The sequence below is a fragment of the Marinobacter sp. V032 genome, assembly GCF_052645435.1.
This window is the reverse complement of record NZ_JBQXYE010000001.1, coordinates 2,538,105-2,558,177: the sequence shown is the minus strand read 5'-3', so window position 1 is coordinate 2,558,177 and position 20,073 is coordinate 2,538,105. Positions and strand designations below refer to the sequence as shown.

Annotated in this window: 15 protein-coding genes; 7 read left to right on the top strand and 8 right to left on the bottom strand. The window is 52.1% G+C overall.

Annotation, left to right across the window (positions count from 1 at the left end):
• Positions 1–122: 122 nt before the first annotated feature.
• Positions 123–1,751, bottom strand: a complete 1,629-nt coding sequence (locus tag ACUN9X_RS11620) for a type I restriction-modification system subunit M (protein WP_445473155.1) — start codon at positions 1,749–1,751, stop codon at positions 123–125.
• A 305-nt stretch (positions 1,752–2,056) separates the two neighbouring features.
• Here ACUN9X_RS11620 and ACUN9X_RS11615 point away from each other — a divergent pair, with 305 nt between their 5' ends.
• The 3 genes from ACUN9X_RS11615 to ACUN9X_RS11605 are packed head-to-tail and all read left to right on the top strand — an operon-like array spanning position 2,057 to position 6,358.
• Positions 2,057–3,145 (top strand): SIR2 family protein, encoded by a 1,089-nt coding sequence (locus tag ACUN9X_RS11615; protein WP_445473154.1) that lies wholly within the window; start codon positions 2,057–2,059, stop codon positions 3,143–3,145.
• A gap of 3 nt (positions 3,146–3,148) precedes the next feature.
• Entirely contained in the window at positions 3,149–4,894 is a 1,746-nt protein-coding gene (locus tag ACUN9X_RS11610) for an ATP-binding protein (RefSeq protein ID WP_445473153.1), read from the top strand.
• Positions 4,895–4,924: 30 nt separating this feature from the next.
• Positions 4,925–6,358: an RES domain-containing protein gene (locus ACUN9X_RS11605; protein ID WP_445473152.1), complete on the top strand. Its 1,434-nt coding sequence runs from the start codon at positions 4,925–4,927 to the stop codon at positions 6,356–6,358.
• 346 nt (positions 6,359–6,704) lie between these two features.
• Here the strand turns inward: ACUN9X_RS11605 and ACUN9X_RS11600 are convergent, their stop codons facing one another.
• On the bottom strand, positions 6,705–7,052 hold the full coding sequence (locus tag ACUN9X_RS11600; protein ID WP_445473151.1) for a DUF488 domain-containing protein: 348 nt from the start codon (positions 7,050–7,052) through the stop codon (positions 6,705–6,707).
• 90 nt (positions 7,053–7,142) lie between these two features.
• Entirely contained in the window at positions 7,143–7,367 is a 225-nt protein-coding gene (locus ACUN9X_RS11595; RefSeq protein WP_445473150.1) for a hypothetical protein, read from the bottom strand.
• 141 nt (positions 7,368–7,508) lie between these two features.
• Here ACUN9X_RS11595 and ACUN9X_RS11590 point away from each other — a divergent pair, with 141 nt between their 5' ends.
• Positions 7,509–8,927, top strand: a complete 1,419-nt coding sequence (locus tag ACUN9X_RS11590) for a peptidoglycan DD-metalloendopeptidase family protein (protein WP_445473149.1) — start codon at positions 7,509–7,511, stop codon at positions 8,925–8,927.
• Positions 8,928–9,006: 79 nt separating this feature from the next.
• Here ACUN9X_RS11590 and ACUN9X_RS11585 read toward each other — a convergent pair whose 3' ends face one another.
• From ACUN9X_RS11585 to ACUN9X_RS11570, 4 genes are all read right to left on the bottom strand, one after another.
• On the bottom strand, positions 9,007–10,026 hold the full coding sequence (locus tag ACUN9X_RS11585; RefSeq protein ID WP_445473148.1) for a zinc-binding alcohol dehydrogenase family protein: 1,020 nt from the start codon (positions 10,024–10,026) through the stop codon (positions 9,007–9,009).
• 113 nt (positions 10,027–10,139) lie between these two features.
• Positions 10,140–12,401, bottom strand: a complete 2,262-nt coding sequence (locus ACUN9X_RS11580; protein ID WP_445473147.1) for a multiheme c-type cytochrome — start codon at positions 12,399–12,401, stop codon at positions 10,140–10,142.
• Positions 12,402–12,613: 212 nt separating this feature from the next.
• A complete protein-coding gene (locus ACUN9X_RS11575; RefSeq protein WP_260039288.1) occupies positions 12,614–13,981 on the bottom strand; it encodes a TrkH family potassium uptake protein in 1,368 nt (455 codons plus the stop codon).
• Positions 13,978–14,634 carry a potassium channel family protein gene (locus tag ACUN9X_RS11570; protein ID WP_445473146.1) on the bottom strand — a complete coding sequence of 219 codons (657 nt, stop codon included), beginning with the start codon at positions 14,632–14,634 and terminating at the stop codon, positions 13,978–13,980. The genes ACUN9X_RS11575 and ACUN9X_RS11570 overlap by 4 nt, the downstream gene beginning before the upstream one ends.
• 372 nt (positions 14,635–15,006) lie before the next feature.
• Between ACUN9X_RS11570 and ACUN9X_RS11565 the strand changes: the two genes are divergently transcribed.
• Positions 15,007–15,927: a DUF2914 domain-containing protein gene (locus ACUN9X_RS11565; RefSeq protein ID WP_445473145.1), complete on the top strand. Its 921-nt coding sequence runs from the start codon at positions 15,007–15,009 to the stop codon at positions 15,925–15,927.
• A 95-nt stretch (positions 15,928–16,022) separates the two neighbouring features.
• On the opposite strand, the gene ACUN9X_RS11560 is transcribed toward ACUN9X_RS11565, so the two are convergent.
• On the bottom strand, positions 16,023–17,651 hold the full coding sequence (locus ACUN9X_RS11560; RefSeq protein ID WP_445473144.1) for a M28 family metallopeptidase: 1,629 nt from the start codon (positions 17,649–17,651) through the stop codon (positions 16,023–16,025).
• Positions 17,652–17,916: 265 nt separating this feature from the next.
• Between ACUN9X_RS11560 and ACUN9X_RS11555 the strand changes: the two genes are divergently transcribed.
• Positions 17,917–18,930 carry an adenosine deaminase gene (locus ACUN9X_RS11555; RefSeq protein ID WP_445473214.1) on the top strand — a complete coding sequence of 338 codons (1,014 nt, stop codon included), beginning with the start codon at positions 17,917–17,919 and terminating at the stop codon, positions 18,928–18,930.
• Positions 18,931–19,061: 131 nt separating this feature from the next.
• Positions 19,062–19,931: a diacylglycerol/lipid kinase family protein gene (locus ACUN9X_RS11550; RefSeq protein WP_260039301.1), complete on the top strand. Its 870-nt coding sequence runs from the start codon at positions 19,062–19,064 to the stop codon at positions 19,929–19,931.
• Positions 19,932–20,073 lie beyond the last annotated feature (142 nt).

The window sequence follows — 20,073 nt, the reverse complement described above, 5'->3', positions numbered from 1 at the left end:
CACCAGGCTGGCTGCTTCCTGTTTGAACTCAGGAGTAAAGGAACGTCGTTTTCTGGTCATCAGACACCTCGTTTATGGTGGCAATATTACCACCTACGTTGGTGTCCGGAATCATTGAACCACTACACCTTGGCATCCACATCGACACTCAAGGCTTCCCGAATGGCTTCTTTGGTCTCGATCTCCGGCTTGAAGTCGTAGTACTCTCCATTGGCTGAAGGCTCTCCATCCCGCTTCACGAACACCGTGGACGCATCGAAGTCTTCCAGAATCTCTTCCCGTATGTACTCGCTTTCCACTTCCCGCACTGGGATGCCACCGTGCAGGATGGCGCGCACGTCGAAGATTTCCGGGGGTGGGCTGGTGTCGGCGTAGCGACGGATATTGAGGTTGTAATCGTTTTCGGCGATTTCCGCGAGGGTGACGACTTTTGAATAACGTTTGATTTCGGCGTAGTCGTCGAAGGTCTGGACGATTTTTACAATGTCCTGCGGGCGGAGTTTATTCTGGTTCTTGCCTTCTTCGTATTCCAGTTCGCTGTTGATGAACAGCACCTTGCCTTTGCGATCCGCCGGTTTGTTCTTGTTGATGATCAACAGACAGGCGGGGATACCGGTGCCATAGAACAGGGCAGCCGGTAATCCAACCACGGCTTCCAGCAGATCATCATTCAGAATGCCTTGGCGAATCGCTTTCTCACTGGAGCCCCGGAACAGGACACCGTGCGGCATCACCACGCCCATCATGCCTTCTGCATTGAGGCTGGCAATCATGTGCTGGACGAATGCTAGGTCACCGGCATCTTTGGGTGGGGTGCCATAGGGGAACCGACCGTAGGAATCACTGTCCGCTTCTTCCTTACCCCATTTCTTCAGGCTGAAGGGCGGGTTGGCAATCACCCTGTCGAAGGTCATCAGTTCCCCGCCTTGGGTGTGCTGCGGGTCACCAAGAGTGTCGCCCTTGCGAATGTCGGCATTGTAGACCCCATGCAGGAACATGTTCATCTTGCAGATTGCCCACGTATTCAGGTTCATCTCCTGACCGAACAGGGACAGGTTGGACGGATTTTCACCGTGGGTTGCCAGATAGTTCCGGGTCTGTACCAACATGCCGCCAGAACCGGCGGTGGGGTCGTAGATACGCATCCCGGCATGGGGTTTCAACAGTGCAACCAGCAGCTGCACCACCTCGGACGGGGTGTAGAACTCACCGCCTTTCTTACCGGCGCTGTCTGCAAACATCTTGATCAGGTATTCGTAAGCGGTGCCCAGTAGGTCCGGGCGCTCAAAGTCTTCATTGCGCAGGCGGTAGCGGCTGAAGTGGCTGAGCAGGTCGCGCAGCTTTTTGTCAGACAGCTTGTTCTTGATGTTGAAGTCGATGGAAACCAGAACCCCTTCTAGAACGGGGTTGAATTCTTCGATGGCTTCGGTGGCGGTGTTCAGCTCCGAGCCAATGTCATGCTTTAGGTCTTTGATTGCGCCCCAGCGGGCAACGGGCGGTATATAGAAGGTCTTGTCGTATTCGTCTTCATCGTCCGCTAGTTCGCGGGCTTGGTCTTCGGTCTTGCCCTTGTTCATGTAGTAACGGACAACGCCTTCCTGTGCTTCTTCAAAGGCATCCGACAGGCGCTTCAGGAACATCATCCCGAAGATGTAGTCCTTGTATTCGGAGGCATCCATGTTGCCGCGCAGAATGTCGGCGGCTTCCCACAGGAAGGATTCAAGTTGCTGAAGGGTGATTTTCTGGTCCATTGAGGAGAGTCCGTTTTACTGCGTGTCAAAGGGGCTAGCTGTTGAGGCCTGATGCTCTACGGTTCAATAGGGGACGAGTGTAGCCTGATCGGGGACATGAACAAAACGGGCTCCTTTGTGCCCCGGTGCCGGAGAGTTCACTGGCTTCAAGAAAGAAAACTGAAGCTAAGCGTTTACTCAAAAGGCCCTGCGAAGAAAATGGCGAGGAATTAGGGCGTTATCGCTCATGAAAGATGCGATAAAGGCTCAAAAATGCCATAGTTCTCATAGCCGAATAGTTACAATAGAATCCGGGGTAGATACGTTTGGAACTGACAAAGGACGTCGCGTACAAGGCAATCGCGGAATTTTTCTCAGTTGAGAAACCTTTCGTTTTATTTGGAACAGGTACTTCTTGTTCGCTGGACCTTTCATTTGGGATGCCTGCCCTGGAAGCGCATTTGCGAACTGAGCTTTCAACAGGTCTGAACAGCGAACAAGCTGCTCAGTGGCAACACGTCACCGATGCCCTTGATGCTCGAACGCACGATTTCGAGTCAGCGATGGATTTCATTCAAGATGATGACCTGACCAACAGAATTGTAGAAACCACAGCGAAATTCGTCGCCCATTACGATTCAAAATATGCTTACCAAATAATCTCTGGAGCTATTGAATGGCCCGCAGGCCGTTTAATTAGAAAGCTCGTTGAAACTTTGCCAGAGACCGATCGCCAACTACATCTGGCTACTCCCAATTACGACCTTCTTGCTGAGTATTCATTCGTCCGAGACTCTATTCCCTATTTGACGGGGTTTTCTGGTGGTTTCTGTCGACAGTTTGATTGGAGTGAAGCAAAAAAAGCGGTCCGGTTCACTGGTAAAAGTCTTGCAAAGACCAGGCAGCCGCCAAGGCTTGTTGAGAAAAAACATATCCGTCTGCACAAGCCCCATGGTTCATTAAACACCTTCGATGTCGATAGTCGGGTGGTCGAGTGTGACGGCTGGATAATCAACAAACCGGATGGTGTAACCAGGGCGATGATTACTCCGGGAACGGCAAAGTATCAGCGGCTACATCAGGATCGCTCAAGGTTGGCAGAGTACGATCGAGCAGTTGCAGATCACTCCAGTTTTTTATTCCTCGGTTTCGGATTCAATGACTCGCAGCTAGTCAACAATACGTTCCGGCACAAACTCGAACAAAATCAGTGCCCGGGGCTTATAATCACAAGAGATTTCAGTCCGCAAATAGGTCGCTGGTTAAACTCTTGCCCCAACATGTGGGTCTTGTGTAAGCAGGAAAAAAGCGACTACACCAGGGTGTTCAATTCAAAGTTCGATGATTGGCTACTCATCAACAACAAGGAACTGTGGCGATTCGATCGCTTCACGCAGGATTTTTTAGGAGGATAATTTATGGCCCTGTTTGAGTTTAATGATGACAGCTACACCCTGGGTAACGTTCGGGAGGTCGATACCAGAAAAATTACCGTGCTTGTGAACAGCGATAAAGATCTCCGGAAGGCACGAGTAGGGCAGCTGATCGCTGTTCAGCTAAGCGGGGCGTCGGAATCCTGGCTAATTGGCATGATCGACAAGGTTATCAAAGCTGTTGTCGCCCAAACACCCGTCCAGGAAACAGAGGAGGGGGAGTTAGAAGATATAGAGCCCCTGGGCGATACAGTGGTTAACACAGTCAAAATCACCCTCATGGGGGCTGCCAAATGGAATGCTCTCGATCAGCGGTTCACTTTTTCCCGCTCGCTTGACCATGTCCCAGAAATCGACTCGGTTTGTTATGTTCTAAAGGATGCGCACTTGGAGGAATTCATGCGCGTCATATCTGAATCCGGTGATGACGAGCACTCTTTGGAGTTGGGTGTCTACAAACTCAATGAGAGCGCCAAAGCTTATGTCGATGGCAACAAACTGTTTCAACGCCATGCGGCTTTGCTTGGCAGCACAGGGTCTGGCAAATCCTGGACCGTTGCCTCCATCCTTGAACGAAGCGCAAAGCTCCCTTCATCCAATCTCGTAGTATTTGACCTCCACGGCGAATACAAAGAGCTTGGCTATGCTCGTCAGTTGCGTATTCCAGGACCTGATGAGGTCGATTCCGACGATGATTCAATACTTTTTTTACCTTACTGGCTTTTGAACTCCGAAGAAATTCAGTCGCTATTCGTTGATCGATCAGAATTTAGCGCTCACAACCAAGTAGTGGTGGTTCAAGACTCAATAACTGAACAGAAAAAAGCCTTCCTAGAGGAAAACGGCCGATCTGATCTACTCAAGTCTTTCACGTTAGATAGTCCCGTTCCTTTTTCATTGGAAAAAGTTATGGCAAAGCTGACGCACCTGAACGAAGAAAAGGTTCAAGGCTCTCGTGGACCCAAAAACGGTCCTTTCAATGGGGAGTTTTCTCGTCTATTGGTCCGTATGGCAAGTCGACTCAATGACCGACGTTACGGCTTTCTGTTCAATGGCCCAGAAAAGTATCACCGGTATGATTCTCTTGCTTCCATAGCTGAGAAGCTAATGGGCTATGGGCAAGAAAAGCCCAGCATCAAAGTTATCGATTTTTCAGAGGTACCAGCCGACATACTGCCTGTAATTGTTGGTCTAGTTGCTCGAATCATATATCAGGTTCAGTTCTGGACAGCCGTCGCCGATAGGAGACCTGTGGCATTTGTCTGCGATGAAGCACATCTTTACCTTCCAAGAAAAGAGGGGAATCCTGTAGAGCGCAGAGCTGTCGAGGCGTTTGAAAAAATTGCGAAAGAAGGACGCAAATATGGCGTTGCACTGATGATTATCAGTCAACGTCCGTCTGACGTTAGCGCAACGATCCTAAGTCAATGCAACAACATCATATCGCTTAGACTGACCAATGCTGACGATCAAGCTACTGTGCGTAAGCTGCTACCAGAGAGCCTTGAGAGCCTTTTGGAAGCGCTCCCGATTATGGATGTCGGTGAGGCTATGGTTGTAGGGGACTCCGTTCTTTTACCCAGTCGTATCAAAATTGAGCCTCCCAAAGAAAAGCCATTGAGTGCAACCATCGATTTTTGGTCCCGCTGGCAAGAGGAGAAGACGAATCCGGATTTTTCGATCGCCGTCGAGAATATGCGCCGACAGAGTAGGGCAAAGCACCAATCTTAAGTCGAATCTTTCCGAGAGCGGAAAATGCAAATGACCCCCGAAGATGATGAGCTTACAGGCGACAATGAGAAATGGGTTTGTTTCCACTGTGTTGAGGAGTCGTGTCTAAGTTCCCAAATTCAAATATGCCCGTCGCGATCTTGTAGTTACTGCGGAAAATTTGCACCTTCATGGACACTTCAAGCGGTTGCAGAAGCGATTTTTGTGGTTGTAGAGGAACACTTTCGTCAAGTCCCGTGGGATCCATCACCATTCAATAAAGAAATAGGCAGCGAGGTTGCCTGGGTCATAGGGTCAACAGCCGAAATATCCGATGACGCCCTGATTGAGGACGTCCGTGAGTTGTGCGAGGAAATGGCAACTTCGAAGATGGAATATTACGAGATTCCTGATCCAGCACCATACTCACAGGAGTCGGAATATGTTGAAATGCCCACTGATACTTATTCTTGGAGTTCAAAATGGCGAGATTTTCAGACCATATTGAAAGAACAGAGTAGGTTTTTCAATCAGGAAGCTAGGAACATACTCGAAGAAATCTTTACCGATATCGATACCTTGGTTTCAGAAGAGGGTGAGCCCGTCCTAACTCTAGCTGGTCCGAATACAGGTATTCCAGAGCTTTTCCGGGCTCGTAATTTCTATGATATCGATGAACTTGCGCGCGCTTTGGGTACTCCTGACGAAGATCTGGGGCCACCCCCATCCAAATATGCTTCTGCGGGTCGAATGAATGCACAAGGTATATCTGCATTCTATGGTTCTGATTCACCAAAAGTTTGCCTTGCTGAAGTACGTCCTCCCGTAGGGAGCTGGGTTGCAATAGCCACCTTTGAATTGATACGACCACTAAAACTATTAAACCTGCCGCTTCTTCAACGACTTGAACATCCAGAAGGAAGCCTTTTCGAGCCAGGTTATTCGAATAAGCTGGCGAGATTCGAGTTTTTGCGCACCTTAACTGACATGATCGCACGACCGGTAATGCCACAGGACGAGAGCACTGACTACCTAACGACACAAGCAGTAGCGGACTTTTTGAGCATGAATGGGAAAACGACCGTAGATGGAATAATTTTTCCTTCGGTTCAGAGTCCTAGCGAAGGGCGCAATATCGTTCTTTTCCACAAATCATCGCTTGTAGAGAAAAGGGAGTTGCCCAAGGGAACAAGCGTGCGTTGCCAGTCCACCAGTTGGGAAGATGAACGATGGGTGCCAGAATTCCATGTTTATGAAGAGTTACCAGAAGAACCCAAAGACGATAGCCCGACCCCAATGCACTTGACCGGGATATTTCCGAGCTATCATGCATTCCCGCCGGATAAAGCCGAAACGCGCGAACCAACTTTACGCGCAAAGATTGAGAAACTGTCAGTCCACCAAATCAAAGCTGCAAGCTTTACTGCACAGAGATTCGATGTGGGACGAACACAAACCACGAAGAATCCAAAGCTCGAATTTTAAAGAGGGCTGTAAAAGTTACAGGTTGAATTGGGCCCGGCTATGCACCAAAGAGGCTCTAGGTCAGGCAGAGTCTCGTGGTGCTTTAAATAATCACAAGTGCCTGAAAAGCGATACTTGCGTAACCAACTGAAAACATGTGCTATTCGATTTCAATCCGTGTAAGACCGAATCTCAGTCTCACGTGAAATTAACAAAAACGACACGCCCCGTTACCCGCTGAATTATCCACAACTGCGCATAATCTATATTATGTTAAATACAGTATCAACTCACATAACGCATCCCCGCAGTAAGTACGAAATCAGAAACACTCCTACACCTCTGGGGCCCGTTTACCCACGTGCTCTCATAACTCCTCCAGCACTGCTTTCAAGACGATGGCATTGTTATGCTCGCGGTCTTTCGCGCTGTAGATTAGCGTGATTCTCTTTTTGCCTGCGTTTTTCACAAGCGCTTTGAGAGTTTCCTGTTGCTCCTCCAGTTCTTTCCGATAGCGTTTGCAGAATGTTTGCCATCGTTCGGGATCGTGCCCAAACCATTTTCGGAGCTCTGTTGACGGTGCAAGATCTTTTATCCAGTCGTCCAGTTTCAGTGCTTCCTTTTTAATTCCTCTCGGCCAGACCCTGTCGACCAATACTCGATAACCGTCATTCTTATTGATGTCGTCATACGCGCGCTTGCATTCGATCGTCATGAAGCACCTCATTTGTGTGTGGATGTATATTGTTTAGTAGTGTTTTACATTTTCTGTATCCTGAACATCAAGTTTCACGGGTTATCGCCGCTATTTGCTTTGTAAACTGGTGAATTGATGTACAGCAGTTAAGGTGAAAAAATCGACTGCTTCCAGTAAAATGCGCTCGCCAAACACCCGCGTGACGCTTTCTTTGTGCGTTTTTTGCGACTTTCTTGTATCGCTTTCGGGATTTTTAGCCGCCCTGCTGACGGTTTTACCTGTGCGGATGGCCTGATGTTTGGCTTGTTTAATGGTTGTGTCCGCCCGGTCCAATGGTTAGTGACCCGGCTTTCCTTTTTTGTTTATTCACGCATGGATCGCCTGAGTAGCAGATGTGGAACTTTTATGTCGGTTAACACGAAGGTGTTCAACGCACAGTTCCACGATGTTTGATCAAGAGGATGTTTCTGCTTTATGCGAAAGACGCCCCGTGTACCGAAGAAAACCCGCCACTTTGTTGTAGCCAGCGTAATAGGCGCTGTGGCTGTTACGGGTTTATGGTTATCCGCTTCTTCCAATGCGGTATTGCTGCCATCTGACAATGCCACTACCACCGCTGATAGCAATGAACATCTTCAGCAAGATGTGGCCAAAGCGACTCAGGAAGCCAAGTCTGAGCCGGAAATGTCAGTCGCCACTCCGCAAGAGCCAATTGAACTGCTACCGGTTAGTTACGAAATTCAGCCTGGCGATACGTTGAGCGAGATTTTTGACGCCAACAACGTTCCGGCGAAAACCCTGCACCGTCTGTTAGAAGCAGATGCGGAGTATCTGTCGCTCGAGACTCTGCGCCCTGGCACTTCCCTCACCTTTGATGTTGATGAACAGAACGCACTAAAAAGTATGTCGCTGCAGGTGGATCCGGCACGAACGGTCACCTTCACGCGGCAGGACGATGGATCCTTCATCCATGAGGAGCAAACCCGCCCCGTGCATTGGGAATCGGCAGCGATTGAAGGCGAGATCAAAGGCAGTTTTTATGGTTCGGGCCTGGCGGCGGGTCTTAGTAAAGCGCAGGTCGTTGAAGTGAGCCAGTTGCTCAAGGGTAAGCTGAATTTTCGTCGATCATTGCGTGCCGGAGACCGGTTTTCAGTGCTTGTTGGCCGTGAAATGATGGCGCTTGAAGCAACCGGTAACGACCGAATTGAAGCCGTCACCATTCATCGTGGCAAGACAACCTATAACGCTTTTCTGTTCAGCGACGGTAACTACTATGACGAAAACGGTGAAAGTGTGACGCCTGCATTCCTGCGCTGGCCGACTGCCAAACACTATCGCGTAACGTCTTCGTTTAATCCTGCAAGACTTCACCCCGTAACCGGTCGGCACGCACCTCACAATGGTGTTGATACAGCCGCGCCGATGAATACGCCCATCATGAGCACCGGCGACGGCATCGTTTCCCGCGTGGGCAATCATCCCTACGCCGGCCGGTACATTGTGATCGACCACAGCGGTACTTTCAAAACCCGGTATTTGCACCTGAACAAAGTACTGGTGAAGCGCGGGCAATCTGTGAAACGTGGTCAGAGAATTGCGCTTTCAGGTAATACCGGGCGGACCACCGGCCCTCACCTGCATTTTGAGTTCCACGTTCGCAATCACCCGGTTAATCCTTTGACCGCAGATATTCCAACGCTTGCCAAAGTACCGAAAGACAAGGTACCTGAATTCGAGAATCAGGTTCGTCAACAGCTAGCCGCCATGCGCGTACCGTTGAGCTTCAAGCATCAGTACGCCCGCGGGGAGCAAATGCCCGAAGCCGGGAGCAGCATTCAAACTGATAGTTGGAAAAAGCAATGCCAGCGCCCTGGCCAATGCCGTTACCACTGAGCGCAGCGAATAAAACGATGCGCTAAAAAAACGCCCCTATTCAGGGGCGTTTTTATTCAACGTGGCTAAAACAGCGCAATCATTCCCAATCGCTCAACACGATTTTACCAATGCTCCCGCCCTTCTCGATTTCTGCATGCACTTTCCGCAGGTTAGCCGCATTGATCGGTTTAACCACTTTATTGCAGGTTGTGACCAGTTCACCGGCATCCACCATTTCACCTATTCGGTTGAGAAGGTGCTGCTGCTCGATCATGTCGTCAGTCTTGAACATGGCGCGGGTGAACATGAATTCCCACACGATACCGGCGCTCTTTGTTTTCAGCGTATCCATCGCCAGCGGCTCCCGATTCTCGACGACACTGCAGATCATCCCCTGAGGGCGAATCAGTTGGGTCATGGCCGCCCAATGTCCGTCAGTATCATTGAGACACAGAATATAATCGACAGTCTCGTAGCCCGCGGCCTTGAGCTCATCCGCTAGAGGTTTTCTGTGATTGACGATGGTATCGGCGCCCAGTTGCTTGCACCAGTCGCTCGTTTCCGGCCGCGACGCTGTAGCAATAACATCAAGCTTCGCCAGTTTTTTCGCTAACTGGATCGCAATAGAACCTACACCACCGGCACCATTTACGATCAGCAGAGATTTACCCTCATCCTGACCGTCTTTGCTAATGCCCAGACGCTCAAACAACCCTTCCCAGGCGGTGATGCCAGTGAGCGGTAACGCCGCCGCCTGCGCAAAATCAAGGGAGGTCGGCATGGTGCCAACAATGCGCTCGTCGACGAGATGGAACTGACTATTGGTCCCCTGCCGGGTAACGTCGCCGGCATAATAAACGGAGTCACCAACGGCATAGCCAGTGACCTGATCGCCTATGGCAGTCACTGTGCCAGCAGCGTCCCAACCCAGTACTTTGGGCTGCTCGGGGACTGCGTCCTTTGGTGCGCGCACCTTGGTATCAACCGGGTTTACGGAAATGGCTTTCACTTCCACCAGAATGTCATGACCTTTCGGTGCTGGTGTATCCAGCTCCAAATCGATCAGGCTATCCGGATCACTTATAGGCAGATAACGAGTCAGGCCAACAGCTTTCATATACGGGTCTCCTGGTTAAATCAGGTGCTATAAAATTGATTTATCGATAAAAGCAGTCTGCGCCGGCAAGATGAACTGAAACAATGACGGGTTTCGCTGATACCGTTCATTAATCAGCGGGACTGGCGAAGCTGCACAATCAGTTGATTAAGGCCCGGGTCTGCGGGTGATCGCAGTAGTGCCCGCTCGGTCACGGCGATAGCTTGAGCCTTTTTCCCGGTGCTGTTCAGCGCTACGGCATAGACATAGCTATAGCGGCTCACATCAGGCGAATACTGCACCGCGAGCGCCAATTCATCCAGCGCTTTGCCGAGCTGCTTTTGACGGACGTGGAGCAAACCCAATGCATGGTGAAGTGCGGCGGCTTTGGGCTGGCGTTCGATGCCTTGCTGCAGCACGTCAAGCCCTTTGTCGTCCTGCTCTGTCGCCCGATAAAAATCCGCAAGATTTGCATAGGCCGGGGCGTAATCCGGATCTGTTTCAATCGCGTTCCGGTAGGCGCGTTCGGCTGCATCCAGTCGTCTCTGCGCCGCTTCGAATCCCCCCAAACTGACATGTGCCTGTGGCGTATCGGCAGCGAAAGCCAGCGTTGCCCGGTAATCGTCTGCGACATTACGCATCTGCCTAGCTTGCTCTGGCGACAGCGATTGAGCGGAAATATCGCGAAGTTGAGTCGCTGCTTCCAGGCGCACCGCTTTTACAGGATCATTTAGAAGTGGCAAGGCAACCTGAACACGTATAGAGGCAGGCAAAGGCGCAATGCCTTCCAGAGCACCCAATCGAACCAACGGATCACTATCGCGGGTAGCGGCTGCCAGACTTTGCAGTGTTCGTGGATTAGGCCAGCCTGACAATGCCTTGGCAGCGGTGGACCTGACGATAGCGGGCTGCGTGACGTCATCCAAGAGTGCACTCAGTCTCGCGCCAGCATCGGTGGCATTGTGGCGTGCTGCGCTGAGAATGTGAGCATAGTCATATTTCCCCTCAGGATCATGGCCGTACCATTCTCTCAGTTGTTTGGCCGCCCAGTTTGCAGACTGGGCGCTGTGACATTGGGTGCACGCGTTGGGCACACCAATATCCACCGAAAGCTGAGGTCGCGGGATCCTGAAGCTGTGGTCTCTGCGGGGATCAACCCCCATGTAGGTTTTGTCAGGCATATGGCAATCCACACACTGCGATCCGCTGTTTGCGCCTGATGTTTCGTGGAAATGATGTTGGGGGCTGTCGTACTCCGGGGTATGGCACTGAAGGCACACGCCGTTGTCGGCTGCTTTCAGTTCGAGGCTATGGGGATTATGGCAATCACTACAGGTAACGCCTGCGTTGTACATGGCGCTCTGGATAAACGAGCCATACACATAGACTTCACCGTCTATCTGCCCGTCTGCGTGATAGAGTCCAGCGTCCAACCGCGCAGGTTGGTAGCTGTCCATGAGCGGCTGACCTTTGCGATCATCCTCGCTGAGCTGGGCACGGCGGGAGTGGCAGGCTGCGCAGACCTGAATTTCAGTCTCAGTCACTCTGGGCGTGCTGCGCTCAGGCAAGCCTGATTTTTGATTCTGGCGCCAGTGAACGCCCTTTCGTTCGTTGAAGAGATGAGTCAGGCCGTAGTTCTTGAGTGAACCAAGCTCCTCTGACGAATCACCGCCCTGCTTTGCCCATTTAATGTGATCCGACCCTGGCCCGTGACAAGCCTCACAGGAAACATCAATTTCCGCCCACTTCGTGTCGTAGGTACGCGTGGTCTGATCGTAATTCTTCTCCAGGCCCGTGGAATGGCATTCTGCGCACATGAAGTTCCAGTTTTGCTGGGGTTTGGTCCAGTGTAGAGGGTCCGTATGAGTTATTTTCTGATCAGGATATAGATGGTACCAACGCTGCCCACCCTGCTTCGCAGGTCGCGAATCCCACGCAATCGTCAGCGCCTGCAAGCGACCACCGGAAAGTTCAATCAGGTATTGCTGAAGTGGATATACACCGAACGTATAGCGGATCTTATAAGTGGCAAGCTTGCCGTCGGGGCCGTCTGTCGAGACCTGAAACTGGTCACCCTTGCGGCTGAACGTTGTGCGGGTGCCGGCATAGTCAAACGTGGCATCGTCGAAATTACCCTCCACGGTCTCCGGCGTCGCAACCTGCATGGCGAGATCGTGGTGGGAGTCTTTCCAATTCTCGGCTTCGGTCTGGTGGCACGCTGCACAGTGGCTACCACCGACAAAAGAGGGTTCCGGTGGAGTGCTTTCGGTAACAGCAAAGGATCCATTCGACGCCAGTAACCCAATCAGTGCGATCAGGAAGGTGGGCATCGCGCGGCCGCCGGACTTCGCTATACGTTTAAGCCCGCGATGCATAAACACTGATGGGAAATGCATTAAGTAATGGGTCCCTGACATCAAGCGTTGAAAGGCGTTGATAATCGCCTCGTATCATTTTCCGTGCTGCTGATTATTACGCTTTCGTGGTTTTTGTTCTGAATTTGCCATGTTTTTTACTGACGCAAACACTCGTAACATGTGGTGGTAAAGCCTTATTTATAGACCATTTTCCATGGAGTGTCCTGCGCTGACTCCTTAAATCGGCAGTATTAACCTACAGGGAACTCCGCCTGAGCATAACGAACATGGGTCTTGCGGCGGACCGTCAGAATATAGCCCAGGGTTAGTGGCCCTACCCGTCCAATGAGCATGACCGCCATAATGATAATCTGGCCCCCGGCACCGAGATCGTCGGTGATACCGCGTGAAAGGCCCACGGTGCCAAAAGCCGATACCACTTCAAATGCGATATCCAGAAACGCGCCCTTCTGAATCACGCTAAGTGCAAGAATAGCGACAAAGATTGTCGCCATTGCAATCGTCGTCAGTGCCAGTGCTTTAATCACAACTTCTCGGGAAAGCGAGCGACGGAAAAGCGTGACGTTGAGGTTGCCGCGCAGGAATGAGCGGGTAGCGGCCATCATCACCACAAACGTGGAAATTTTGATACCACTGGCGGTCGAGTTCGGCGCGCCGCCAACAAACATCAATAGCAGGAACAACACACAGGTGCCCGATGTAAATGTGCCAACATCCAGTGTATTGAACCCTGCTGTGCGCGGCGTTGTGGCCTGAAACCAGGACGCCAGTAATTTATCGCCGAATGAATGCAAACTACCCAGCGTATCCGCGTTACCGTATTCGAAACTGAGAAACGCCAGAGTTGCAACGATATTAAGCACCAGGGTGGTGCTGAGTATCAGCTTTGCGTAGACCGAAAGCCCTCTCAGGCTGCGCTTCTGGATCAATTCCTGCACCACGAGGTAGCCAAGCCCGCCGGTAATCAGCAGCGCAGTAATCGTCAGTGACACCCCGGTGTGGGAGACATAGGCGCTGAGGCTGTCGGCAGACAGCGCAAACCCCGCGTTATTAAAGGCTGATATCGAGTAGAACAAGGCGTGATAGAGGCCGTTGCTCCAGCCCAGTTCCGGCACAAAAAAGCAGGCGAGCACCATCAAGCCAATGGACTCTACGACTATGGCGAATAGCGCTATCGAGGCCCCTGTCTGGGTAGTGGTGCTGAATGAGATCTGGTTGAACGCTTCTTTTGCGGCGAGCTGATGCCCGAGGCCAAGCTTGAAGCCAAGTGCCACTGCGGTGAGCACCGCAAATGTCATTAACCCGATACCCCCGAGCTGGATCAGTGTGAGAATGACAAGCTGGCCGAACAGCGTGAACTCGCTACCGGTATCTACCACGACGAGCCCTGTCACCGTCACGGCAGATGTCGCGGTAAAAGCGGCATCGATCCAGCTGATTGGAGCAATTGTGGCCCAGGGAAGTTTGAGTAGGCACGTACCCAGAATAATAAGTACCAGAAATCCCTCAATCAGCAATCGAGGGGGACTTATTCGCCGGGGGCCCGTTGATCCGGAACGCCGGGTTCGCGGCAGAATGGCGGGTGGCCAAAGCTTCATAGGTGGTCTGCGAATTTCCGGAGTTCGTCGAGTTGACCCACCAACACGACCTGATTGCCTTTGTGGAGCGTCACGTCGCTCGACGGGTTGGTTGACGTTGTTTTGCCCTGCTTCAGGAGTACTAATTCAACTTCGGCATCGGCCTTCTCGATGAGCGCATCCATCTGGCAGCCATCAAGATTATCGGAAACGATCAGCTCAACGATAAACTCTTCTTCACCCAGGCCAATATAATTGTTCACCATCGGGTAATGGAGTTCCTGCGCGACATGCGCCCCCATTTCAAACTCCGGGCCAATGACCCGCGTTGCGCCCAGGCGCTTGAGAATACGGTGGTGCTGGTTGGTGAGCGCCTTGGCCCAGACTTTTTTCACGCCGCGATCACGAAGCTGCATCGTGGCGAGGATAGCGGCCTCAATGTTGCGCCCGATCGCAACGACGCCGACATCGTAGTCGCCCACATTCAATTCATCGAGCACGCTTTCGTCAGTGACATCACCAATGACGGCATGCGTGATGCGCTCAGCCAACCGGTCGACTTTGACCTCGTCGGTATCAATGCCCAGTACGTCGTGCCCCAATCGCGTCAGCTCGGTGGCGATCGTTTCGCCAAAAACACCCAGTCCGATAATGACAAACTGTTGCTTATACATGGTAGGTAAGGTTCCTCCTGTTACCACTTAAACTGCCGCAAATGGATACCAATCTGCCGCTCAAGGCGCATGTTGTAAAAAGGCTGCGCTTGACCATGCGAAGTTGAAAATCCGCTCAGAATGCTCACTTACACTCAGTAAGCAACGCCTGTTCTGGAGTGGCCGCATTAGCTGACCATCGCTCGTGACGCATTGCAACGCCCACTAAAGTATCAGATGCAGCCAGCCGCTCGCATCAATACTCAAATATTACGAACATGACAGCCTTGCGATAACCGCTTCTCGTCGCCTGTCAGAGGCATTAACATACTGCGCGGATAATCCATTCAGTTGTTCGACTTTTATAAAACCGCTCAAGACAGGGACGCAGCAATGACGGAACCCAACTCCACCCTGAAACTCCGGGTCAAAACCTCTGACAGAATAGGTGGACCGCAGGTTGAAGAAACCGTCAGCTATCGCTGGGATCGTATCGTCATCGCGCTGGTCGTCATCCTCGCCCTGGCGAGTGTCGCAATATGGGCCTGGCTTCAATGGCGTGACTCGACCGGTGACTCCCGACATACAGTGGCAACGGGGCCAATTCACTCGCAACCGCTGATCATCGAGGAACATGATACACGGGCTGACGTCGAAGCCTCCGAGGACGATACGCAAGACCCTTCATCGACAGAGCCCCTCTCCCCCGCGCCCGTTACCGAGCGGCCGAACACCGATATCGGCGTTGCTGAGCCCGTTGATATATCACCGGAAGCGCCATCCGAATCGGTCCGGAATAGCAGCACCAATGAGGTTGTAGCGGCTGAGCCGGTCGAACCCGCCGATGATATCAGCGACCCGGAGAAAGAATCGACGGCAGCAGAAGCGATTTCAAGCGACGATGAACTCGACAGCGAACCAACCGCCGCTGATGCGCTGGAGACAGGTAATGAGTCGGGCATCGCAAGGGTATCCATTGATTCCAGTCACCTTCAAGCCGCAGGCCTGACCCGGGGCTTGAAAGATAAAGAACCTGTCGATCAGCTTCCTGCCGATCTTAAAATGAACGACAAGGGCGTGTTCCGCATTTACTTTTTCAACATGATGGCGGATCTGAAAGGGCAAACGGTCTTTCATAACTGGTACCTGAACGACAAGCGCGTTGCCCACGTGCGGATTCAGCCCTATTCTGACCTTATGCGGGCCTCAAGCGCGAAATACATTAATCGCAACATGCTGGGGCAATGGCGAGTTGAAGCCGTAACCGACCAAGGCGAAGTTCTGGGTAGTGGGCGCTTTAGAGTATCCGAATAGACTGCAGAATCATTCTTGATCCAGCATAAAAAAGGGGCCGCTCTATTGAACGGCCCCCTGCATCAGTTATCGCTTATCAAGACAACATTTCGCGATTATCTGACCCACTTATCCCCCCAATGTGTTGGCTCTTTTTTCTGCTGAACTTGCAACGATCTTGCACCGATAGCCGGCTCTGGCGTTTCAGCTGCTGCAATTTCATCGTCGATCACTTTGGTTGAGAGCGATAGCCAGCTGGTTACGAATGCCGCAGCATCCCCGTTTATCTCCAGTGCGAGATCATCCACGTTGGTGATGTCATCACAGGCTGAGTGATAGCAAGGGTCGTACGCGACGCCGGCTTCACCGCCGAACTTCGCAGCCTGCTCTTCGGTTTTGATGCCTTCAGCTCCGGTGAACAGACCGCCGAATGCGATGCCATCCTCAAAGAACTGGGCGTAGTCAGACCGGAAGCTGATTTCGGTGCCTTCAAATGCGATTTCACGCAGGTTGAAGTATTTCTCGAAAAGAGCTTCTGTGGCAGCAGATCCTGGAGGGCCCGCGAGATCGAAGTCAGAGCCGTCGCCATCGTAGATGAAGTTGCCGAAATTCGGCGAGCCGATCATGTCGTAGTTGAGGTAGACCTTGATTTTGGCTTTCTCTTCATCACTCAGGCTGTTGACGTAATAGGTTGAGCCCACAAGACCGGCCTCTTCCGCACCCCACCAGGCGAACCGCACCTTGTTTTTGGGATAAGCACGCTTCATCTGCAGCGCCAGTTCCAGCAACCCTGCACTGCCTGAACCGTTATCGTTGATGCCTGCACCCTCGAATACCGAATCCAGGTGAGCGCCGGTCATCACGACGTTGTCCGGGTCGCCCCGTTTGGTTTGCGCAATCACGTTGAAGGTTTCCGTCTGCTCGCGCACTACATCGGCTACCAGCCTCAATTCAAGCTCCGACTGTGCAACCCAGGCAGCACCGATGTCATAGGTGGTGAATAACGCCGGAATGCCGCCGGCATAATCATCGCCCAGGGTGGCGCTGATAACCCCTTTACGGTCTTCGGTATCGCCCTGATTAAAGATAACCACGCCAGCCGCGCCGGCAGCACCGGCATTCGACGCTTTCTGACCGAAGCTACAGGCACCCCGCTGTACCACGGCTATGGCGCCAGCCGGAAAATCGGCGAAATCTTCAGGCTCACAACCACTTGTGGATGTGTTGCCAGCGCCCAACTGGACATCGACAGGAACTGCCATACCGGTCACATCTCCGGGTTCGGTTTGCGACAGGTAGGTAAAGTCTTCTTCCCATACGTACTCCATCGGGGTTGGCGCTGTTGCCTGAAGCACACCGTCACCGGAAGGATAGAATGCGTTAAACGGGAAAGGCTGAACGGTCACGTCGTAGCCCGCGCTTTCCAGCGTCGACTTTACGTAATCAATAGATGCCTGATAGCCAGCAAGGCCGGCTGCCCGGTTTCCATCATTCGCCTGGGCAATGCCGTAAAGCATGTCGAGGTGATACTTGATGTTCTCCGCCTGCATACAGCGCGGCAACCCGAAGGGGGTGCTATTCAAGATGCCGAACCTGCACTCAAACCGACTGATATGATCCGGGCTCCAAAAATCGTTGAGTAGATCTGCGGTCGATTTGTGGCCGGAGTCGGCCTCGGCCTGTGCAGTAATAGCGAAAAGAAGGGATCCTAAAGCCAGGGTATGGCTTGCGGTGCTTATTTTCATTGATGTTCTCCAGTCCTGGGAGTTTGTTATTGAGCCCGCTTGTGGCGGGCTTTCACCGCGGGCGCCCTGAATGCGAATGCACAGAGCAACCCGGACACCACTGCTTCCTTCGGTGCCAAGGGGAAGATTAGTAGTGCTTCCGGAGGGCTTCCAGCCGAAAAACATTACCAATTGAATTAAACAACGCGTCTGCTGGATAACCTGCTGAATAGGCTGTGTTAAAGTAGTTCCGATATTGTCACGGGAGTCCAGAATGCCATCAAAATTGATCCAGTTTGCCGAGAGCCTGCCCAAAGCGGAACTGCACATGCATCTTGAAGGCAGCCTTGAGCCCGAGCTGATGCTGGAACTGGCACAGCGAAACGGCGTCACCCTGCCCTACAGCAGCGTGGAAGATATTCGAAAGGCCTATCAATTCGCCAACCTTCAGGAGTTTCTGGATCTCTATTATCAGGGAATGTCAGTGCTCCAGACCGAGCAGGATTTCCATGACCTGACGATGGCCTATCTGTCACGAATCAATCAGGACAATGTCATCCACACCGAGATTTTCTTTGATCCCCAGGGTCATCTGGAACGGGGTATTGCGTTCGAAACCCAGTTCAACGGTATTGTCGGGGCGCTCGAGAAAGGCAAAAAAGAGTTTGGAATCAGCTACCGGCTCATCATGTCGTTTTTGCGTCACCTCAGTGAAGAAAGTGCGTTTGAAACGCTGGAGCTCGCCATGCCGTTTCTCGACAGAATTGATGGCGTCGGTCTCGACTCCTCTGAGCAAGGACATCCACCGGAAAAGTTCGCCCGTGTTTTTGCCCGCTGTCGTGACCTGGGGCTCCTCATTACCGCCCATGCCGGCGAGGAAGGGCCGCCGGAGTACGTCTGGCAAGCTCTGAACACGCTTCACACCGATCGTATTGATCATGGCAATCGGGCGCTCGAAGACACCGAACTGGTTAAAACCATCTCAGACCGGGGCCTGACGCTGACCGTATGCCCTCTGTCGAACCTGCGGTTGTGCGTGGTCGATGACATGGCGGATCACCCGCTGCTGACCATGCTCGATTCCGGTTTGCGGGTGACGTTGAACTCCGATGATCCCGCTTACTTCGGTGGTTACGTCAACGATAATTTCCGCGCGATTATCAATCATCTGCCAATCACTGAAGACAATATCATTCAGTTGGCGCGCAACAGCTTTGAAGGAAGCTGGCTCTCCGTAGCCGAAAAAGCGGATTGTCTGGACCGGCTTGATAACACGATCCAGGCACTTCGCGCCGGATAGATTTCGGACTAAAACATAGGTCGGCTCACGCGACCTGGCCGGTGGATTCGCGAACAGGACTGGCCTATACATAAAGACCTCTCAGTCAGGAATTGATTGAGAGGCTTGCGCTAATAATCAGGGAACGAGCGATGCGATACTGGCTTATAGCAAACCCGAAGGCTGGCAATGGTGCTCGTGGCGCAGACTTCTGGCAGAAGCACCTTGAAGAGGCAGGGATAACGGCTATCAACCGTTGCACCCTGGATGATCAGGATTGGGTCAATCAGGTAAATGAAACGGACTGCCTGTTGGCGGCGGGCGGTGACGGCTCAGTTAACGCATCGGCCAGACTTTGCCTGCAAACCGGCGCGACGTTAGGGATCTTACCCTCTGGAACCGCAAATGACTTTGCTCGCAACCTTGGTTTGCCAAGCCAACCCAAGGCCATTTGCAAACTAATTGCCAGCGGCCACAACCAGCTTATCGACGTGGCCAGGTTCAACGATGAAATTTTTCTCAATGTTGCCCATGTAGGCTTGGGCTCCTGGCCTGCGCGCCAAGCGACCGGACAAACCAAGAAAGCCCTTGGCAAATTCAGCTATGGCGTCAGCCTGCTGCAAAAGGCTGTGGCTTATCGTGGCTTTCGCGCGGAAATACAGTGTGAAAACGGGCTGACTTCAGGGCGGTGGCTATCAATTGCGGTTGCAACGGGGGCCTTTTATGGTGGCGGCAATGAAATCCCCGAAGCCTCTGCCAATGACGGACAGCTTGATGTCATGGCTGTGCGCCCCCGCTCCCTCATTCGGCTGTTCGTAACGTTTGTCGCCGTTCGCATTATGCGACGCTCGCCAAAAAGCACTCATACGCTGGTTCAGATCAAAAGTCGCTGGTGCAAGATCGACACCACCAAACACAAAGTCATTACCGCCGATGGCGAAGTCATGGGTCAAACCCCTCTCGACATTCGGTGTCAGCCTGCTTGCCTGCGTGTGATTTGCGAAAAGGTGGTGAGCACTTGAGCCCACTTGAACATGCGCCTTGTCCGCCGAAACCTGTTAAACAACACGCCTCTTCTGGGTTACTCATTCTTGCCTATAGACTGAAAAAAAACGCTCTAACCTGATGTCACTCACGGGTTAGGGTTTTAACTATCCATATTTC